Genomic DNA, 20,082 nt, shown 5'->3' with positions numbered 1-20,082 from the left:
AATAAAACAACAAGCCCAGCCAAAGCCGGGCTTGTTCTCGTCCAAACTCTTATTCCGCAGAACGCATATGCGGGAACAACAGCACGTCACGGATGGATGCCGAGTCAGTCAACAGCATCACCAGACGGTCCACCCCAATACCCAAACCACCAGTCGGAGGCATCCCGTACTCGAGGGCACGGATGAAGTCCTCATCCATTTCATGCGCTTCATCGTTACCTTGTTCACGTTCAAGCAACTGCGCTTCGAAACGTTGACGCTGGTCGATCGGGTCGTTCAGCTCCGTAAAGGCATTCGCATGCTCACGGGCTACGATAAACAGCTCAAAGCGATCTGTAAACCGTGGATCCTGCTCGTTCTTCTTCGCGAGCGGCGAGATCTCTACCGGATGTCCGTAAACGAACGTAGGTTGAATTAATGTTTCTTCAACAAATTGCTCAAAGAACGCGTTCAAAATATGACCATACGTCATATGCGGCTCAACTGGCACATTGTGCTCCTTCGCCAAACGATGGGCTTCTTCATTGCTCATTTGCACGCTGAAATCGACACCGGTGACTTCTTTAACTGCATCAACCATAGACACACGGCGCCATTGCGGCTTCAAGTTAACCTCATGCCCTTGGTAGTGTACCACTTGAGTCCCGAGCACTTCCTGCGCGATATGGGAGATCAGGTTTTCTGTAAGTGCCATAATATCTTTATAGTCGGCATAAGCTTCATACAGCTCGATCATCGTAAATTCCGGGTTGTGACGCGTCGAAATCCCTTCGTTCCGATAAACCCGGCCGATTTCATAGACTTTCTCCAAGCCGCCAACGATCAGTCGCTTCAAGTGAAGCTCGATGGCGATCCGCATATACAACTGCATGTCCAACGCATTGTGGTGCGTAATAAACGGACGGGCAGCCGCACCGCCGGCAATGTTATGCAGCGTTGGCGTCTCCACTTCCAAATATCCGAGGGAATCCAGGTAACGGCGCATGGATCGGATGATCTGCGAACGCTTGATGAACGTCTGCTGCACTTCAGGATTCACAATCAAGTCGACATAACGCTGGCGATAACGCAGTTCAACGTCTTTCAAACCGTGATATTTGTCCGGCAACGGATACAACGACTTCGACAGCACCTCTAAGTCCTTCACCTTGATCGTCGTTTCACCGGTTTTGGTTTTGAACACCTCACCCGTTACCCCGACGATATCCCCAAGGTCCAGAATACTGAACGCCTGATACTTCACTTCAGGCACGCTGTCTTGACGGACATAAATCTGAATTTTGCCAGACAAGTCCTGCAGGTGCGCAAAGCTGGCTTTCCCCATGACCCGCTTAGCCATGATTCTTCCAGCGATGGTCACCTCGACGCGCTTCTCCTCCAATTCTTCCTTGGTCAGCCCATCATATTGTCGGAGAATGTCCCCCGCCATGTCGGTGCGTTCAAATTTTTTGCCAAAAGGATCGATGCCAAGCCCGCGCAGCTCGTCCAATTTATCACGGCGAATTTGCAGCAGCTCGCTGACCTCCATCGCTTCCTGGTTATTCATCTCTTCGCTCATTACCCTACTCCACTCCTTAATCCAGCTGAATTTGCTCGCCGACAAAAGAAACAGTGAAAGAAGCCTCCGCTGGGGAAGCTTCTTCTCTCGCTCATTCCGCCTTACTTCTTAATGTCTACGATTTTATATTGAATCACGCCTGCCGGAACGTTAACGTCTACGATGGCGCCTTTTTTCTTCCCAAGAATGGCTTTGCCGACAGGACTTTCATTCGAAATTTTGTTCTGCATCGGATCGGATTCTGCCGTCCCGACGATCGCATATTCCATCGTATCGCCGAATTCCAGATCTTCCACCGTCACGATCGAACCAATGCTTACCGTATCCGTGTCGATTTCATCGTTGTTGATGATCCGCGCGTTGCGAAGCATTTTCTCCAGAGTAATGATGCGTCCTTCAATAAATGCTTGCTCGTTCTTGGCGTCCTCATATTCCGAGTTCTCGCTGATATCCCCGTATCCGATGGCAACCTTGATCCGCTCTGCCACTTCGCGGCGTTTCACGGACTTCAGGTTCTCCAATTCTTCTTCCAGTCTTTTCAGACCGTCTTGGGTAAGGATAACTTCTTTATCGCTCATCTCAACCGATTCTCCTGTCATGGAAAAAATTTTCGCACGGTACGTGCGGCACCCGAAAACTCCCCCTGGCAAACGAACGATTCCCAAATGAAATAGTTCCTTTGCCCTACCACTGTAGCCCAGGTGCATGGAAGCGCTCGCTTCCGGCCACAGTGATCACTTCGATGCTTACTTGTTGTGCTTATTATATGCAATATGTGATAAGGGTCAGACCCTCATTTGGGAGAGACTGACACTTGAGGCGAATTTATATTGTGAAATTATAGGTGAACGATTCTGAAATGTCAATGACGCCCGATTTTACAAATGTAAACGTTTCATGTGTAAAGAGGTCCCCCATCCGAGGACAGCCCTCTCCACTTCGACGCTTAGGCGGACACCTCATCGGGCACCGTTCCCGCCGCCAAATCAGCAACAAAATTCTCAAGAATCCGCACCATCTCGTCCCGCCGAGTTTCTTCCATAATGAGGTCTTTGATGCGCGCTGCCCCTTTCAACCCTTTTAAATACCAAGCCAAATGTTTGCGCATTTCACGAACAGCAACAAGCTCACCCTTCAACGCCGCTAGACGGTCCATGTGAAGGATCGCAATGCGAATCTTCTCCTCCGCATCCGGCTCAGGAAGCAATACGCCTGTTTTCAAGTATTCAACCGTCCGGTACAGCATCCAAGGGTTACCCAGCGCTCCGCGTCCGATCATCACACCGTCACAGCCGGTCTCATCCAGCATCCGTTTCGCATCCTCGGGTGTCGCCACATCGCCGTTCCCAATGACGGGAATCGACACCGCTTCCTTCACTTGCCGGATGTAACTCCAGTCCGCTTTTCCAGTGTATAGCTGCTCCCGCGTCCGGCCATGAACACTCACAGCTTTACCGCCAGCTCGTTCAACCGCTTTAGCGTTGTCCACGACGTAGATGTGCTCCGCGTCCCAGCCTATGCGCATTTTTACCGTGACCGGTTTACTTACCGCATCCACAACCGCCGCAACCATTTCGTATATTTTATTCGGGTCAAGCAGCCAGCGTGCCCCAGCGTCACATTTCGTCACCTTCGGCACAGGGCAGCCCATATTAATATCGATGATGTCGGCATTGGTTTCCTGATCGACAACTTTTGCCGCTTCCACTAGCGACGCGCGATCCCCGCCGAAAATTTGCAGGCTGAGCGGCTTTTCCCGCTCGTCCACAAAGAGCATTTCTCGCGTTCGCTTATTGCCGTGAAGGATCGCTTTATCGCTAACCATCTCAGCGCAGACCAGCCCGGTCCCAAATTCTTTGGCAATCAGACGGAAGGCTGGATTACATACGCCTGCCATCGGGGCAAGTACGACTTGGTTCTTCAATTCCACATCGCCAATCTTCAGCAAGATGGTTCCCTCCCATGCAATAAAATAGTTAAAAATCAGCGGTGCACTACAAATCCGACTTGAGCTCCGCTAAAGATATTCCTAAACATTGGGCAATCTTCGTTAACATTTGCTCATCTGCCCGGCGGTTCCCCCGTTCTACCGCGCCCAATAAGGCCAGGGATACGCCGGACTTCTCTGCTAGCTCTTGCTGGGTGAAGCCTTTTAGCTTTCGGAAAGCGCGGATGCGCTGTGCCAGTTGCATGTTTTCCAAAACCGGACGCCTTCCTTTCCATCTAAGTTGTCTAGAGCTTGATGAATCTGTTCAAACAGCCCGGAAGGCTCTCCTTCCGGCACGATGTCGGCTAAGGGAATGAGCACAAAAGCACGCTCCATCATCCGCGGGTGCGGTAAGGTCAGAAGCGGGGTGTCCTTCACCCTGCCGTCAGCCCACAATAAATCCAGGTCCACCGTTCGCGGCCCAAAGCGAATCGTACGCTCCCGTCCCAGTCGCAGCTCAATATCGAGCATGAAGGTCAGCAACGCCTCAGGTTCCAGCGAAGTGCGGACCGCAACGGCCATATTCACAAAACAAGGCTGATCCAAATAACCAACCGGATCCGTCTCATAGAGATTGGAGCACCGCAGGACCTCGATCTCCGGGTGCTTCTGCAATTCTGAGATCGCCTGCATCAAAGTGGCTTCGCGGTCGCCTAGATTAGCCCCTAAAGCAATATAAGCCTCTGAAAGCTCAGAGGGAGATGTCATAGTCATAAATATTAGCTCACTTTCTGGAACGATACAACTCGACCGTCACACCGTCAAAATGTACGTCAAACGGCGGATGCGGCTTCGTAACTCGAACCGTTAACGCATCTACCCTAGTATAAGTGTCCAATACCACAGATGCAATATGCTCCGCCAGGGCTTCGATAAGCTTGAAGCTCTTCTTCTCAACGACCCCCTTGACCAGCTCATGCACTTCGGCATAATTGACCGTCTGCGTTAAATCGTCGTTAACCCCGGCCTCATGCAGATCCAACTCCAATTCCAAATCTACATAAAATCGTTGACCGAGCTTACGCTCTTCCTCAAAAACACCGTGATACCCGTAATATTCCAAGTGCCGCAGCACGATTTTATCCATTCATTTCAGCTCCTTTACCGGCAAATGGTCAAGCATACACGATGGCATCGCACATCTGCACGGTTTGCTTGATCTCTTTCACGTCATGGACACGGACGATTTGGCAGCCTTGCGCAATTCCCAACGCCACGGTGGCCGCCGTTCCGAACACCACCTCATCGACCGGAAGATCCAATGCGGTGCGGATAAACCGTTTGCGAGACGTCCCCAGCAGCAACGGGAACCCCAATGCCGCTAATTCGTCCAACGCCTTCATGACACGCAGATTTTCGTGATAGTCCTTAGCAAAGCCGATGCCGGGGTCCAAAATAATATTTTCATCTGAAACGCCGGCCTTTCGGGCAATCTCCACGCTCTCCCGCAAATCCGCAGCCACATCGGCAAGCAAATCGCGGTAATGACGATCATGACGGTTATGCATCAAAATCACCGGACAACCAAACTCCGCCGCCACTTCCGCCATCCGCGGCTCCGCCTTAAAGCCCCAGACATCATTTATGATATGCGCCCCGGCCTTCAACGCTTCGTACGCCACCTGCGCCTTGTACGTATCGACCGACAACGGAATGTGAGGAAGCTCGCGATGAAGTGCCTCAACGACAGGAATGACCCGTTCCAGCTCTTCCTGTTCACTAACGGGCACATGGCCTGGACGTGTCGACTCCCCGCCGATATCAATAATATCCCCACCTTCTGCAACCATTTCACGGGCGTGCTGAACGGCGCGCTCTACATTATTGTAACGACCTCCATCGGAAAAAGAGTCCGGCGTCACATTCAAAATTCCCATCACCAGCGTGCGCTCCCCCAACGTTAAAGAGGCCTCGCCCAGCTGGTAGCTGCGCTTATAGATGATCGGCTGCATCGCCACTCCTCGCTTTCTCTCTATATTTCCCCAATAACAGACACGTCATCGGTCCGATTCGTCCGGTTCCCACTGTGCGCCGTAGTGACCCTCGGCCTCCGGGCTGGTCAGACTCCACCAGTTCCGTCACCGGCACGAGCTCCTGAATCGAATTCGTCAGGAAGACCTCGTCAGCCGCCAACAGCTCGTCCCAAGTGTAGCGACCTTCCTCCGCCGCAATCCCTTGCTCAGCTGCCAGCTCCAGCACCTTCGCGCGGGTAACGCCGGGGAGAATGCCGGTTTCCACATCCGGCGTATATAATCTTCCATTTCGTGCAAAAAATACATTACTGACGATCCCCTCCGCCAGCCAGCCATCCGCCGTCAGCAGCAGTCCCTCAGCGGGTACTGCTACAGATCGACGTCCGTGCACATGCGGTTGGGCATTCGCTGCAGGAGCGTCTGCCGTCTGCAGCGCCTCCCGTTCTAACCGAGCGAGTTCGCGCTTCGCCAACACATTGTTCATATAGTGCAGTGACTTGAAACGCACCTCGCCCTCCGGCGTATTGCGAGGCGTTGTCAGCCGCCATAACGGCTTCCCATCCGTGTACAGCGTCTCCCCAGGGTCGGGCAGCGGCTTCACATAGATCACGACCCTTGGTTTCTCGTAGTCACCGACAGGCAAGCCCAGCGGCCCTTCGCCAGCCGTCACCGTATATCGAATGTAACCTTCGTCCAATCCGTTCCGCGCAAGCAGCTCGGCGATTTCCGCTTCAACCCGGCCATGATCAACCTGGTGCGCAATCCCAAGCGCCTTGCAGCCTGTCTCCAGCCGCTGGAGATGCTGTTCTAGCAGGAACGGGCGCCCTCCGTAGGTGCGGAACGTTTCAAATAAACCGAGCCCGTACATAAAGCCGTGATCCATCACAGAGATCACGGCTTGATCGGCCGGGGTCGGAACGCCATCCACCCCGATGTAATTCATGCTTTGGCTTCCGCCTTTCGGTTCAAGAAGTTACGGAGAATTTGGTGTCCATGCTGGGTAATGATCGATTCCGGATGGAACTGCACGCCCTCGACGGCATACTCTTTGTGGCGCAGCCCCATGATCTCCCCTTCCGCCGTCTCTGCCGTAATCTCCAGGCAATCCGGCAGACTCTCGCGCTCCACGATCAGCGAATGATATCGCGTAGCCGTGAAGGGGGACGGCAGACCGGCAAACACCGATTCTCCATGATGGTAAATAGGCGATGTCTTGCCATGCATCAAGCGTTCGGCGCGAATTACCTTGCCGCCAAAGGCTTGACCAATGGCCTGATGCCCCAGACAAACGCCAAAGATCGGGATAACCCCTTTAAAATGCTCAATCAAATTCAACGTGATCCCAGCCTCATTGGGCGTACACGGGCCGGGGGATATCAAAATATGATCCGGCTGCAAAGCCTCAATACCCGCAAGATCGATCTCATCGTTGCGGCGGACAGTTACTTCCTCGCCTAACTCACCTAAATACTGCACCAGATTGTACGTGAAAGAATCATAATTGTCGATCACTAAAATCATCTCATCTCATCTCCTGTCCTAGACTTTGTCCAGCTGGCTCTTCTGAAAATCCTCAACTCTGTTGTACAGCCAGAGCAACGGCTCTAGCTTTGTTCAAACATTCCCTATACTCACGATACGGGTCTGAATCGATGACAATGCCGGCACCTGTCTGCAAGTAGCCGACGCCGTCCTTCGTGACCAGCGTACGTATAATAATATTTAATTCGATATTCCCGGCATAGTCAATCCATCCCATTGCGCCGGTGTAAGGGCCTCTCGTGACAGGCTCAAGCTCCTCGATAATTTCCATCGTCCGCACTTTAGGCGCTCCGGTGATCGTTCCCCCAGGAAAAACAGCCGCAATCGCATCATAAATCGTACGATCCGCATTCAGCACTCCTTCGACCTCGGAGACCAGATGCATGACGTGCGAATACCGCTCCACGGTAAACAGCTCGCTGACCCGCACCGTCCCATACTCCGCCACCCGGCCGATATCGTTGCGCAGAAGGTCGACGAGCATGATGTGCTCGGCTTGCTCCTTCTCGCTGGCCAGCAGCTCGGCCTCCATCTGCTGATCCTCCTGCGGCGTATGTCCCCGCCGTCTCGTTCCCGCAATCGGTCGGGTGCTTATCCGCCCCTGCTCCACCTTCACCAGCAGCTCCGGCGAAGCGGACACGAGCTGGAAGTCCGGGAACCGGAGCATACCCATATACGGCGAAGGGTTCAGCTTGCGCAGCTGCTCATACACCCGCTCCGGCGAAGCGGCCAACGGAAATGCTTGGCGCAGCGAAAGATTCACCTGGAAGACGTCGCCAGCCGCGATATATTCCTGCACCCGTCGCACCGCCGCTTCAAACGCCTCCTGCGGCATGGAGACGGACAGGCGCCGGCGTTCCAACTCCTCGTCGGGAAGTGAAGGGGAGTCCGTCGCGGCACTCCCTGTACCTACCGAGTCCTTCGCCGACGTGCAAAAGCCAGCCCACAGCTCTGCCATTCGCACAGCCCGTGCCTCAGCGAGGTGATAGCGGTCACGCAGCTGATCCAAAGGCAGTGACGCAATCGGGACATGGACGATGCAATACACATCGCCTTCCGCTTGATCGATCACCCACAGCTCCTCGAACCGCATCCAGACGTAATCATCCAGGCCCAGATCATCCTGTGCCAGGTTGGGCAGCCGTTCCAGCGATCGTGCGACGTCATAGGCGAGATAACCCACCGCCCCGCCGCTGAATTTCGGCAACCCCGGCCAACCCGGCGAACGAAATGGTTCCATCCAGTCCCGCAGCATATCGAGCGGCTTGCCCGACTTGACCGAAACCTTGCCGGAAGCAAGATCCTCCACCACGGCCTGATCGCCCTTACCGCGAAGGACGGAGACCGGATTCAGCCCCAAGAAGGTATAGCGTCCAACCTTGCCGCTCTCCAATACAAACGCATATGGCCCGGCTTCCTCCCAGGCCTGGGACCAGTCCTCAGGCAAGCCAGCAGCCGCGAGCGGAATTTTGACCGCAAAGGGCAGCACCGTCCAGTTGCCCGTGATCCCCCATTCTCTCCATTGCTCCCAAGTCGTTATCTTTTTCATGAAGCGCGCGTGATCCCCCACATTCTCAGCCTGAAGAAGCTCTTATCTTATTGGAAGCTAGTATACTAGAAGACGCCTATTAGGAAAACATCTATCAAAAAATAAAAACCCCAGACCGTTCGGTTGGAACGGCCGGGGGTGATCATCGCTCTTACCGCGAAACGATTAAGCTTCGAAATTGTACAGCGGCGTGCTGAGATAACGTTCACCGTTACTTGGAATAACGGCAACAACACGTTTGCCTTTACCCAGTTGCTTCGCAACTTTCAATGCAGCAAACACTGCAGCACCGGAAGAGATCCCGGACAGAATGCCTTCTTGTCTTGCTACAATACGCGCTTGTTCGAACGCTTCTTCGTTCTCGACATGAATGATTTCATCATAAATTTCACGGTTCAAAATTTCTGGAATGAAGTTCGCACCGAGACCTTGGATTTTGTGAGGACCTGGTTTACCGCCAGCCAAAATCGGCGATGCTGCCGGTTCAACGGCGTAGATTTTCAGATCCGGGAACCGTTTCTTCAATACTTCACCCGCACCGGTAATCGTACCGCCAGTACCGATCCCTGCAACAAATGCATCCAGACGTCCATCCAGCGATTCGATTGCTTCAACGATTTCCGGCCCCGTCGTCTCGCGGTGAATCTTCACGTTCGCTTGAGTTCTAAATTGGTCTGCCAGGAAATAATCCGGATTCGCAGCTAGCAGTTCTTCGGCTTTCTTCACCGCACCGTTCATGCCCTCGGCCCCTGGCGTCAGGACAAGCTCTGCCCCGTAAGCGCGCAACAGGTTGCGGCGTTCCAAGCTCATCGTTTCCGGCATGACAATGACAGCTTTATAGCCTTTGGCTGCAGCGACCATCGCCAGGCCAATCCCGGTGTTTCCGCTGGTCGCTTCGATAATCGTGCCACCCGGTTTCAGCTTGCCGGCTTTTTCCGCCTCTTCCACAATGCTGATTGCAATCCGATCCTTGACGCTGGAGCCTGGGTTTTGGTATTCCAGCTTCACGTAGATTTCCGCACTGTCCTCCGGTACAACCCGGTTCAAACGGACCAGCGGCGTATCTCCGATCAATTCCGTAACATTGTTGACGACTTTTGCCATATCAAATATCCTCCCTTTGGATAAAAATAACCAAATCGATCTGGCTGCCCCACAAATGAAAGCTGAGATTTAGGATGCACGATTCATCGACTTTCATTTATTTCCGAGTAATTAAGTTGGTTTTCTAATTATAATCTTAACAACGCCGATCGGAGTTGTCAAGAAAAGTCACAAAAAATACTTTGCTTTCAAGGGACTTAAGCCCCCGATCGCAAAGTATTTTGGACCTACTCAGTCATACTTCACAATAATTTATTTCTCGGTTCTAGCGATCAGCTGGTCGATTTCCTCCGGCGTAAACAAGTAAGGCTCATTGCAGAAATCGCACACAACCTCCGTCTCTTTTCCTTCGTCCCGCAGCTCCTCCAGCTCCTTCTTGCCCAAGCTGATCAGCGTGCGTTCAACCCGTTCCCGGGAACAGTTGCAGGAAAAGACGATGTCCATCTCCTCCAGGATCTGCACATCCTTCACGATCCAGCGAAGCATTTCTTCCAGCTCCAGCCCTTGGTCAAGCAAAGCCGTAACCGGTGGAAGCTGTCCTATCGCCTTTTCGATCGAATCAATCTCCGAATCGCTTAAGCCTGGGAGCAGTTGAATGATGAAGCCCCCGGCTACGATCACCGAATTATCTACATCGACCAGGACGCCAAGTCCAACCGCGGATGGCGTTTGCTCCGATACGGCAAAATAATAGGTGAAATCCTCACCCAATTCACCGGAAATCAACGGCACGCTCCCGCGATACGGTTCCTTGAGCCCCAGATCCTTCGTGACATGGATGAACCCTTCGGTGCCGACTGCACCGCGCACGTCCAGTTTCCCTTGACTGTTGCTTGGCAAGTGGACATGCGGGTTCTTGACGTAACCGCGCACTTCGCCCTTGGCGTTCGCATCGGCAATGATCTGTCCGATCGGTCCGTCGCCCTTTACCTGAACGGTCAGCTTATCCTCGCCCTTGAGCATCGCCCCCATCATGGCAGCGGCAGTCACCGTCCGTCCCATAGCTGCGGTAGCTGTTGGATAGGTATCATGCCGGCGGCGCAGCTCCTCCACCAGCTGGGTCGTCCGCACAGCAAAGGCGCGTACTTTCCCGTCCATGGCGATCCCTCGGATCAACCGGTCTTTCTTATTGTTATGGTCCATGTTGCGAAGGACCTCCTTTCATCCCTTAAAGGTCAATCAACCTTTCATTATTTCCATAATCTATGATCCGCATTATTGATTGCGCTCGTAAATAATGCGAAGGCCCTCCAAAGTCAGCTGGGAGTTAACCTCCTCGATGGTGCGCGTCTCGCTGGCGATCAGCTCAGCCAGCCCGCCGGTAGCAATCACCTTCGGTTTCGCGCCCATCTCCCGGGCAATCCGCTCCACAATGCCATCAACCTGGCCGGCATAGCCAAAAATGATCCCCGCCTGCATCGCATGCACCGTGTTGCGCCCGATCACCTTCTTCGGCTTCTCCAGCTCAATCCGCGGCAGCTTGGACGCCCGTTGATACAGGGCTTCGGTCGAGATGCCGATCCCCGGCACAATCGCACCGCCAAGATAATTGCCGGCAGCATCGATACAGTCAAACGTTGTGGCCGTGCCGAAGTCAACGACAACCAGCGGCCCGCCGTATTTCTCAATCGCCGCCACCGCGTTAACGATCCGGTCCGCGCCTACCTCGCGCGGGTTTTCGTAGCGCAGGTTCAGCCCGGTTTTGATGCCCGGCCCCACAACCAGCGGCTTGTGATGTAAATATTTTTCGCACAGCTCTTCCAGCACGTGCATTAACGGCGGAACAACCGAAGAGATGATGACGCCTTCCATCTCACTTCCCCGGATGCCTACCATATCAAACAGATTATGGATCAATACGCCGTACTCGTCCACCGTGGCTTGACGGTTCGTGCTGATGCGGAAATGATGGAGCAACTCCTTGCCCCGGTAAATCCCCAGCACGATATTCGTATTGCCTACATCGACTACAAGGAACATGCGCCTGTTAAGCCTCCTTTTTGCCGTTCAGGTCCAAACTGATATCCAGGCTTTCAAAAGAATACGTCAACCGTCCCACGGAAATGACGTCTACGCCGCTCTCAGCAATGCCGCGAATCGTTTCCAGCGACACGTTGCCCGACGCTTCCACCGTTACATGCGGCGCTTTCGCCTTGATTCGACGCACCGCTTCCTTCATCAGATCAGGTGCCATGTTGTCGAGCATAATGATATCTGCTCCAGCTTGCAGCGCTTCCTCCACCTGCTCGAGGTTCTCCGTCTCCACCTCAATGGTCATCGTATGCGGAATCTGAGCCCGGGCGCGGCTGACCGCTTGGGTGATCCCCCCGGCCCCCTTGATATGATTATCCTTGATCATCACCGCATCGTACAACCCAAAGCGGTGATTCGCACCTCCCCCGGTGCGGACGGCATACTTCTCCAGCATCCGATGTCCCGGCGTCGTCTTGCGCGTATCCACCAAACGAGTTGGCAGGCCGCCCAAAGCCTCGACGAACAGGTTCGTCCGTGTAGCGATCCCGGACAAGCGCTGCAGCAGATTCAGCGCTAACCGCTCCCCGGTTAAGATGCTATGCGTGCTTCCTTCAACCTCGGCGAGAATCGTACCTTTCTCGATGCGTTCGCCGTCCTTCACGTGCGGCGTAAACGTTAAGCTGGGGTCCACGATCTCAAAGACGAGCTGAGCAACCGGCATGCCGGCAACAATGCCGCCTTGCTTGGCGTGAATAATCCCTTTGGATTCATGGCCGGCAGGGATCGTCACGGCGGTCGTCACGTCTCCGGAGCCTACGTCTTCCTTCAGCCAGCTACGGATAGACTCCACAAGCCCTTCATTATATCCATTAAACATCATCGCTAATTTCCTCCAACATCCCTTGATCCCGTTGCCACAACAGATGCTTGCGCCATTTCGCGTCATCCCGCTCCGGGAAGTCCCCGCGGTAGTGTCCACCCCGGCTCTCCTCGCGAGCCAATGCCGCTTGGGCCAGCAGCAGCGCACAGGTCAACATATTGGCATACTCCCATTGGTCGCGGGTATGCAGCGCTTGGCTAAAAATCGCCTTGTGCTTCTCCAACTCCTCGATACCCTTGGTAAGCCCCCCTGCGGTGCGGCGCAGGCCGACACGGCGCACCATCGTCTTCTGCAGGTCAAGGCGGCGTTCCACCAGCGAGAACGGAGCCGGCGCCATGCGGCCGTCGTGGTAAGCCACCGTCTCGCCCGTACGAGTTCGCGGCGGCAGCTCCTCGATCCGCTGGATAATCCGGCGGCCAAACACAATCGCTTCCGACAGCGAATTGCTGGCAAGCCGATTGGCTCCGTGCACGCCGGTCGATGAAACCTCACCGCAGGCGAACAACCGTTGCACACTCGTCTCGCCATAATGGTTAACGCGAACGCCTCCCATCATATAATGCGCTGCCGGAGCGACTGGAATCCAGTCACTGGTCAAATCAAGCCCATAACGCAGGCAGGTTTCGTAAATCGTCGGAAAGCGCGCTTTGATCTTCTCCGGATCTTCGTGCGTGATATCGAGATACACGATACTTGCTCCGGTCTCCTCCATCTCGCTGACGATGGCTCGCGCTACGATATCCCGCGGGGCCAACTCCAGCAGCTCATGGTACTTGCTCATGAACCGCTCACCTTTAATATTCCGCAGCACGGCCCCTTCACCGCGAACCGCTTCGGAAATGAGGAACCGCGGGGCGCCCGGGTAGCAGAGCGAAGTAGGATGAAATTGAATAAATTCCATATCGCGAAGCACCGCTCCTGCCCGATAGGCGATGGCGAGGCCGTCCCCTGTGGCTACCTCGGGATTGGTCGTATAACGATACAACTGCCCGGCTCCGCCGGAGCATAGAATGGTCGCATTCCCGCGCAGGAACACACGCTGCCCGTCAGGCCGCTGGACTAACGCGCCCAGGCATTCGTTCTCCTCCGTAATCAAATCGATTACATAATGATTGTCCCAAACCTCGATGTTCGGATGGGCTTCCGCCTGCTCGGACAACGCCCGCACGATCTCATACCCTGTCGCATCCCCGTGCGCATGCAAGATTCGGCGATGGCTATGAGCCCCCTCTTTCGTGAGCGCCAGCTCCCCGTTTTCCAAATCAAAGGACGTACCCAGCTTCATGAGCTCTCTAACGCCTTCCGGCCCCTCATTCACAAGGATATCCACCGCTTTGGAGGAGCATAATCCCGCGCCGGCCAACAGCGTATCCTGGCGATGATAGGCCGGGGAATCATCCTCAGAGATCACGGCTGCAATCCCCCCCTGCGCATACCGGGTATTGCTCTCCAGCATGGATTTCTTCGTGACCAGGATTACGCGATTCTTTTCACTTGCTTTGATAGCGGTAAAAAGACCGGCAATCCCCGAACCGATCACAATCACATCCGTATCCACGACCGTCAATCGGCTTGCCTCAAAATCAACCAAATATTGTGGAATCACGTTCGTCACCTATCTTGAACAAGAGAGTAGCGCATGCTACTTAACTTGTAACATGCGCTCTAAGGATAATCTGGCTTTGTCGGCAACGACAGGCGGTACGTAAATTTGTGGCTGCATCGTTTCCAGGCATTTCACCAGTTTCTTCAGATTATTGACTTTCATGTTCGGGCACACCAGATATTTCGTGGCAAAATGGAACGTTTTGTCCGGGCTGTCTTTACGCAGCTGGTATCCAGTTCCATCCTCCGTACCAACGATAAACTCTTTGGTGGAGGAATTTTTGCAGTAATCGATGATCGCCGTAGTGCTGCCGACGAAATCGCCCATGGCCACCACTTCCGGGCGGCATTCCGGATGCACGACAAACTCGGCGTTCGGATATTTCGCTTTCATCTCAACGACGTCTTTGACCGTCAGCATATCATGCGTGTTGCAATAGCCTTCCCAGATGATCAGCTTCTTGTCGGTATGCTGTTGCACGTAATGGCCCAGGTTCTTATCCGGTACCCAGATAATCTCGTCTGCATCTACGGAGTTAATAACCTTCACCGCATTCGACGAGGTGCAGCAGATGTCCGTCTCCGCTTTGATTTCTGCGGAAGAGTTAATGTAGGTTACAACTTTGGCATTTGGGTGCTCCGCCTTCAACTTGCGCAAGCCGTCAACATTTACCATATCGGCCATCGGACAGCCTGCACGTTCGTCAGGTATAAGTACCGTCTTGTTCGGCGCCAAGATCTTGGCGCTCTCGCCCATGAAATGTACGCCGCAGAATACGATGGTATCCGCTTCCGTCGAAGCGGCCTTCTGAGCGAGCAAAAATGAATCGCCCCGGAAATCCGCGACTTCTTGGATTTCATCCCGCTGATAATAATGCGCCAGTATGATGGCATTGCGTTCTTTCTTGAGCTGAACCAGCCTTTCCCGCAATTCGCGGTTCATTTCGGCTTTACGCTCAAGCGCTAGAGCCTCCACTTGAATTCCTCCCCCATAAGCTCATGTATCGTCTGTTGCTGTATTAACCCCATCCTGGCTCTCTATCTCTTCGCGTCGTCCGGGATTCTAGCTGCGTTGTATGACAATCCTGCGTGAAACGGCAAGAACGTATTAAATTTCACACGGTGTTTACCAACTAATTTACACAAGGTGAAAGGCACTGTCAATGCGCCGTCCGGGTGCGTATAGTCCCATTAGCCTTTGATAACGAAGGAAAAATAAGGATTATTGAGGAGATATGCACATTCAGCAATAACTAAAATTTTAAGGATAGGCTGGGGGACCCTGTTCTGGTTCTCATCAATACGCTCGATGTATCCCATCCATTCTAAAGCAAAAAATCCGGGAAACTGAAGGTTTCCCGGATTAGGTCTTTGCTAGTATGGTTTACACGGTTGGCGTGCTGCCGCCGTTATTTGGATCCTTGCCTTCGTCCGCCGAATCGGCTTGACCTGGCGTATCGCTGACGGTCCCTTGCGGTGTGTCCACCACCGGATCGTTCGTCCGATCGTTGGCGGTGCCGCCCGGAACATCATTCGGGATATCTCCGACCGGTGCAGCAGGCGCCGTATCCTCAGTTTTGCCTTGGATGCGAACGCGAACGTCACCCACGCTGTCGATCGTCGGCTCACCCGGTTCGGAGGAACCGTTGCCGCCATCTTGGCCGTCTTTCTTCAAGCCGTCCAGCGTACCGGTTTCAATCAGCGACTTGATTTGCTCGAGCTCCAAGGTTTCCACTTCAAGCAATGTTTCTGCAATGAGGTGAACTTCCTTGGCATGCTCCGTCAGCAACTGCTTACAACGTTCATAACATTCGTTGATGAACCGCTGCATTTCCTGATCGATCTCATAAGCGATTTGATCACTATAGTTCTGCTCGTGCCCGATATCGCGGCCCAGGAATACTTGGCCTTGCGATGTACCGAACTGCATCGGACCGAGCTTCTCGCTCATCCCGTATTCGATGATCATGCTGCGCACGATGTTGGTTGCTTGCTGGAAGTCACTGTACGCGCCGGTTCCGATCTCACCGATAAACAGCTCCTCGGATACGCGGCCGCCAAGCAAACCGGTTACCCGATCCAGCAGCTCGTTCTTCGTGGCCAGCATGCGGTCTTCCTTCGGTAACATAATGACATACCCGCCGGCGCGGCCGCGTGGAATGATCGTTACCTTGTGCACCATATCGGCATGCTCCAAGAAGTAACCCACAATCGTGTGGCCCGCTTCGTGGTAAGCCACGATGCGCTTCTCGCGGTCGCTGATGACGCGGCTGCGTTTCTCTGTCCCGACAATTACGCGGTCGATCGCTTCGTCGACTTCCGTCATGGAAATATCTTTGCGGTTCCGACGTGCGGCGAGGAGGGCCGCTTCGTTCAGCAGGTTCTCCAGATCAGCGCCGGTAAAGCCCGTCGTACGCTTCGCGATGACGTCCAGCTTGACGTCTTTGGTCAGCGGCTTGTTGCGCGCATGCACTTTCAAGACCGCTTCGCGTCCCTTCACATCCGGACGGTCTACCGTGATTTGACGGTCAAAACGTCCCGGACGCAGCAAGGCCGGGTCCAGAATATCTGCACGGTTCGTTGCAGCGATGATGATAATGCCTTCATTGCCGCTGAAACCGTCCATTTCTACGAGCAATTGGTTGAGCGTTTGTTCGCGTTCATCATGACCGCCGCCAAGCCCAGCACCCCGCTGACGACCAACGGCGTCAATTTCGTCGATAAAGATGATACAAGGCGCATTCTTCTTCGCGTTCTCGAACAAATCCCGCACGCGGGAAGCGCCGACCCCAACGAACATTTCCACGAAATCAGAACCGGAAATGCTGAAGAACGGAACCCCTGCTTCACCGGCAACTGCACGGGCAAGCAAGGTTTTACCGGTACCCGGAGGGCCTACAAGCAGAACGCCTTTAGGAATTCTTGCCCCCACGGCCGAGAACTTCCGCGGATCTTTCAGAAACTCAACGACTTCGACAAGCTCTTGCTTCTCTTCATCGGCACCTGCGACATCTTCAAACGTGACTTTCTTCTTCTCTTCATTATAGAGACGCGCCCGGCTCTTGCCGAAGTTCATCACTTTGCCGCCGCCGCCCTGCGCTTGATTAAACAAGAAGAAGAACAGAATGAACATAATCGCCAGCGGAACAATCGAAGTCAGGAAGGTCAGCCAGATGCTCTCACCTTGCATCTTCTTCCATTCCAGACTAAAGTTGTTCTGTTCGCTGTATGCGATAATCTCCTTAACGACATTCTCGTCAAAAGGCACATACAAAGAGAAATTCTTCGTCTTGTCGTTTCCGACAGGTTCCTTATACTTACCGGTTACCAGATAAGCGTAACCGTCAAATTTAACGGTTAGATCATCAACATTATTAGCCTTCAGTTCCTGACGTAAGTCCGAATACTTAGGGGTGACGGTTGCTTCTTGTCCGCCATTGAGGAATTGGACGATGCCCACCACGACTAAGAAAAGTATTAAATAAAAACCAGAATTCCGGATGAACCGATTCATCCCCTACCTCCTCTCAAGACCTTAAGTTATTTTACCATAGCCAATCTCGCCATTTCAAAATTCCGGCAAGGGTGGTCTTTCGTCCAAGCGGACGACGAAATCAACTGGTGTAAATCTCCGGCTTCAGAACTCCGATGAATGGGAGGTTACGGTATTTCTCGGCATAATCCAGACCGTATCCGACAACGAAAGCGTCCGGAAGAACGAACCCTGACAGGTCCGCTTGCAAATCCACCGTACGCCGTGCCGGTTTATCAAACAGCGTAACGATTTTAACCGATTTAACCTTGCGCCGTTCAAGCACATCAATCAAATAGCTGAGCGTCAGCCCGCTATCGATAATGTCCTCTACGATCAAGATATCGCGGCCTTCCACGGAGGTATCCAAATCCTTGATGATTTTCACTTCCCCGGAAGAACGGGTTCCTGCTCCATAACTGGAGACAGCCATGAAGTCGAGCTCGATCGGTACCGTAATTTCCTTAACCAGATCGGCCATAAAAATAAAAGCGCCTTTCAAGATACAGATTACGAGCGGGTTACGTCCTTCGTACTCCGCACTCAGCTGTTTGCCCAACTCAGCAACCTTCTCTTGAATTTGTTCCCGCGTAATCAAAATTTCCTGGATATCGTTTAGCAAAATGAGTGAACCTCCTACGTTATTCTATGAATGCCGATCTTTCGCTAATCCTCAAGGTGTGCGATCCAAATCTGGACGCGGCGTAAGAACCATTTGCACAACAGAGGTCGTGCGCGGGTTCACCGCAGCAACTGCGGATCGGCGAACGCCGGGAATCCACAGGATCCGGCCTGCGGCATCCGTGACCATCGGGATGCGGGAGCGGAGGGATGGTGGTATTTTCGCGTCGATGAAAATATCTTTTACCTTTTTGCTGCCGTTTAATCCCATAACTTTCATCACGTCTCCCGGAAGACGGGAACGCACGGTAAGCGGATAAACCAACTCATCCGCATCAAATATCGCTTCGTTATTTCCTTCTGCCTTGACGTGAAGCTCCCTGCCGGCGCCAGACCGCGTGATTCGCAAGCTCTGGCTCAGGCCCTCGATCGGCACCTCTGCCGGAATTTGTTCCACCAAATATGTATAATGAGGAATCCGACTTTCTACTGCCGGGGGGATAAAGCGGATCTTGTCATATTCGCGTACGCATCTAACGCCGCCGCCTAGGTCTAAGCTCCACGTTGTGGGCCGATCTTGAATTGTCCCTTGACGAATCGCTTCGACCTTGACAAAATCGCGATCCTCCGTACTTAAAGGCAGATAATTTAATATTAGTTTAATCAACCTCCGTTGTAAAGCAACATGTAAACCGGAGAATAGAGGGGCTTCCAACGAGAAAATCCCGCCCTCCGTCCGCACAAGCTCCGCGTACAACTTTACCGCTTCCTGATGCAGATAATCATCTTCCGCTGCAGTCAGCACCGCCAACCGATTCAGCGATTCCGGTAACTGACCATTATATTGCCCCAAAAATGGCAGCACATCCAACCGAATCGAATTCCGCGTCAGCTCTTTATCCAGGTTGCTGCTGTCTTCGACATAAGCCAGCCCGGATTCGCGGCACGCCTGGAGCAAATCCGTCTTGTATATACGGAGCAAGGGGCGGATAAGTTCCACATTTTTTTCGCGGCGTTTGGGTCGCATCCCGGCTAATCCAGAAGGTCCGCTGCCCCGCAGCAGCCGCATCAGCACCGTCTCGGCCTGGTCGTCGGCATGATGAGCCAGGGCGATGGACGATGCTCCATAACGAGCGGCCACCTGATGCAGATATTCGTACCGTTTCTCCCGAGCCGCCAGCTCGAGGCTTTGCCCCGTTTGCTTCATATAAGCCCGCACATCCGCGTAACCCAGATCAAAAGGGATGCCCAGCTGCTTGGCAAGCTTACGGACAAATTCCGCATCCCGATCCGCCTCGTCTCCGCGTAAGCCGTGATGAAGGTGCGCGCAGATTAGCCCAAGTCCCAGCTCCTTGTCCCCAGCGATTTCCTTCATTATATGCAGCAGCACCGTAGAATCGACTCCGCCGGACACCGCCACAACGATCACATCTCCGGGCAACCATAACTGCTCCTGCTGGCCAAACCGGCGAACCTGCTCGGTTAAGCGGTACAGCGTGGTTTCCTTCATCGGGCCCCCCTCTCCCTTCTCTCCAAAAATAGCGAACCAAATGGAGACATCTGAACTCGTTCGTAAACGTAACGGACTGTAAGGACGTTATTTGCCTATTTCCTGGCTATTTCCTAATCTAACGGACCTCAGTGACCTTAAGTCGCCTTATCATGGACCTGATCAACGCAATTATCCGAAATAGGAGCTCCTCAGTCCGTTAGAATCGGAGGAAGTCCAATGACGAGTGAATAGCGTCTCTGGTGTC

The 20,082-nt window shown here is 53.4% G+C and carries 19 protein-coding genes; all 19 read right to left on the bottom strand.

What is annotated here, in order from left to right:
- Window positions 1–49: 49 nt before the first annotated feature.
- A complete protein-coding gene (gene lysS / locus PBA01S_RS12835; protein ID WP_016314652.1) occupies window positions 50–1,558 on the bottom strand; it encodes a lysine--tRNA ligase in 1,509 nt (502 codons plus the stop codon).
- Window positions 1,559–1,659: 101 nt separating this feature from the next.
- Window positions 1,660–2,136, bottom strand: coding sequence for a transcription elongation factor GreA (gene greA, locus PBA01S_RS12830; protein WP_009226297.1), 477 nt, complete (start codon window positions 2,134–2,136; stop codon window positions 1,660–1,662).
- A 368-nt stretch (window positions 2,137–2,504) separates the two neighbouring features.
- Window positions 2,505–3,506 (bottom strand): tRNA dihydrouridine synthase DusB, encoded by a 1,002-nt coding sequence (dusB, locus tag PBA01S_RS12825; RefSeq protein WP_016314654.1) that lies wholly within the window; start codon window positions 3,504–3,506, stop codon window positions 2,505–2,507.
- 46 nt (window positions 3,507–3,552) lie between these two features.
- A complete protein-coding gene (locus PBA01S_RS12820) occupies window positions 3,553–3,759 on the bottom strand; it encodes a helix-turn-helix domain-containing protein (protein ID WP_016314655.1) in 207 nt (68 codons plus the stop codon).
- Window positions 3,711–4,259: a 2-amino-4-hydroxy-6-hydroxymethyldihydropteridine diphosphokinase gene (folK, locus tag PBA01S_RS12815; protein WP_127576115.1), complete on the bottom strand. Its 549-nt coding sequence runs from the start codon at window positions 4,257–4,259 to the stop codon at window positions 3,711–3,713. The genes PBA01S_RS12820 and folK overlap by 49 nt, the downstream gene beginning before the upstream one ends.
- Before the next feature lie 10 nt (window positions 4,260–4,269).
- On the bottom strand, window positions 4,270–4,632 hold the full coding sequence (gene folB / locus PBA01S_RS12810; RefSeq protein ID WP_127576114.1) for a dihydroneopterin aldolase: 363 nt from the start codon (window positions 4,630–4,632) through the stop codon (window positions 4,270–4,272).
- A 28-nt stretch (window positions 4,633–4,660) separates the two neighbouring features.
- Window positions 4,661–5,497 (bottom strand): dihydropteroate synthase, encoded by an 837-nt coding sequence (gene folP, locus PBA01S_RS12805; protein WP_028540000.1) that lies wholly within the window; start codon window positions 5,495–5,497, stop codon window positions 4,661–4,663.
- The gene (locus PBA01S_RS12800; protein WP_127576113.1) at window positions 5,478–6,461 is read right to left on the bottom strand and encodes an aminotransferase class IV; all 984 of its coding nucleotides are present in this window, start codon (window positions 6,459–6,461) and stop codon (window positions 5,478–5,480) included. The genes folP and PBA01S_RS12800 overlap by 20 nt, the downstream gene beginning before the upstream one ends.
- On the bottom strand, window positions 6,458–7,039 hold the full coding sequence (gene pabA / locus PBA01S_RS12795) for an aminodeoxychorismate/anthranilate synthase component II (RefSeq protein WP_016314660.1): 582 nt from the start codon (window positions 7,037–7,039) through the stop codon (window positions 6,458–6,460). Before pabA ends, PBA01S_RS12800 begins: the two co-directional genes overlap by 4 nt.
- Before the next feature lie 52 nt (window positions 7,040–7,091).
- On the bottom strand, window positions 7,092–8,609 hold the full coding sequence (locus PBA01S_RS12790; RefSeq protein WP_127576112.1) for an anthranilate synthase component I family protein: 1,518 nt from the start codon (window positions 8,607–8,609) through the stop codon (window positions 7,092–7,094).
- Window positions 8,610–8,774: 165 nt separating this feature from the next.
- The gene (gene cysK, locus PBA01S_RS12785) at window positions 8,775–9,713 is read right to left on the bottom strand and encodes a cysteine synthase A (protein WP_016314662.1); all 939 of its coding nucleotides are present in this window, start codon (window positions 9,711–9,713) and stop codon (window positions 8,775–8,777) included.
- Window positions 9,714–9,965: 252 nt separating this feature from the next.
- A complete protein-coding gene (hslO, locus tag PBA01S_RS12780; RefSeq protein ID WP_016314663.1) occupies window positions 9,966–10,856 on the bottom strand; it encodes an Hsp33 family molecular chaperone HslO in 891 nt (296 codons plus the stop codon).
- 72 nt (window positions 10,857–10,928) lie between these two features.
- Window positions 10,929–11,693 (bottom strand): type III pantothenate kinase, encoded by a 765-nt coding sequence (locus tag PBA01S_RS12775; protein ID WP_016314664.1) that lies wholly within the window; start codon window positions 11,691–11,693, stop codon window positions 10,929–10,931.
- Window positions 11,694–11,700: 7 nt separating this feature from the next.
- On the bottom strand, window positions 11,701–12,567 hold the full coding sequence (gene nadC, locus PBA01S_RS12770; RefSeq protein WP_016314665.1) for a carboxylating nicotinate-nucleotide diphosphorylase: 867 nt from the start codon (window positions 12,565–12,567) through the stop codon (window positions 11,701–11,703).
- A complete protein-coding gene (gene nadB / locus PBA01S_RS12765; RefSeq protein ID WP_028540004.1) occupies window positions 12,557–14,173 on the bottom strand; it encodes an L-aspartate oxidase in 1,617 nt (538 codons plus the stop codon). Before nadB ends, nadC begins: the two co-directional genes overlap by 11 nt.
- A gap of 36 nt (window positions 14,174–14,209) precedes the next feature.
- Window positions 14,210–15,148 (bottom strand): quinolinate synthase NadA, encoded by a 939-nt coding sequence (nadA, locus tag PBA01S_RS12760; protein ID WP_127576111.1) that lies wholly within the window; start codon window positions 15,146–15,148, stop codon window positions 14,210–14,212.
- A gap of 408 nt (window positions 15,149–15,556) precedes the next feature.
- Window positions 15,557–17,686 carry an ATP-dependent zinc metalloprotease FtsH gene (gene ftsH, locus PBA01S_RS12755; RefSeq protein WP_016314668.1) on the bottom strand — a complete coding sequence of 710 codons (2,130 nt, stop codon included), beginning with the start codon at window positions 17,684–17,686 and terminating at the stop codon, window positions 15,557–15,559.
- A 100-nt stretch (window positions 17,687–17,786) separates the two neighbouring features.
- Window positions 17,787–18,326, bottom strand: a complete 540-nt coding sequence (hpt, locus tag PBA01S_RS12750; RefSeq protein WP_009226313.1) for a hypoxanthine phosphoribosyltransferase — start codon at window positions 18,324–18,326, stop codon at window positions 17,787–17,789.
- Window positions 18,327–18,377: 51 nt separating this feature from the next.
- Window positions 18,378–19,835 carry a tRNA lysidine(34) synthetase TilS gene (gene tilS, locus PBA01S_RS12745; protein WP_028540005.1) on the bottom strand — a complete coding sequence of 486 codons (1,458 nt, stop codon included), beginning with the start codon at window positions 19,833–19,835 and terminating at the stop codon, window positions 18,378–18,380.
- Between the last annotated feature and the right edge of the window lie 247 nt (window positions 19,836–20,082).

This window comes from Paenibacillus barengoltzii NBRC 101215 (assembly GCF_004000745.1).
GTDB lineage: Bacteria > Bacillota > Bacilli > Paenibacillales > Paenibacillaceae > Fontibacillus > Fontibacillus barengoltzii.
The sequence above is the reverse complement of the archived record's forward strand: the minus strand, read 5'-3'. Positions and strand labels throughout refer to the sequence as shown.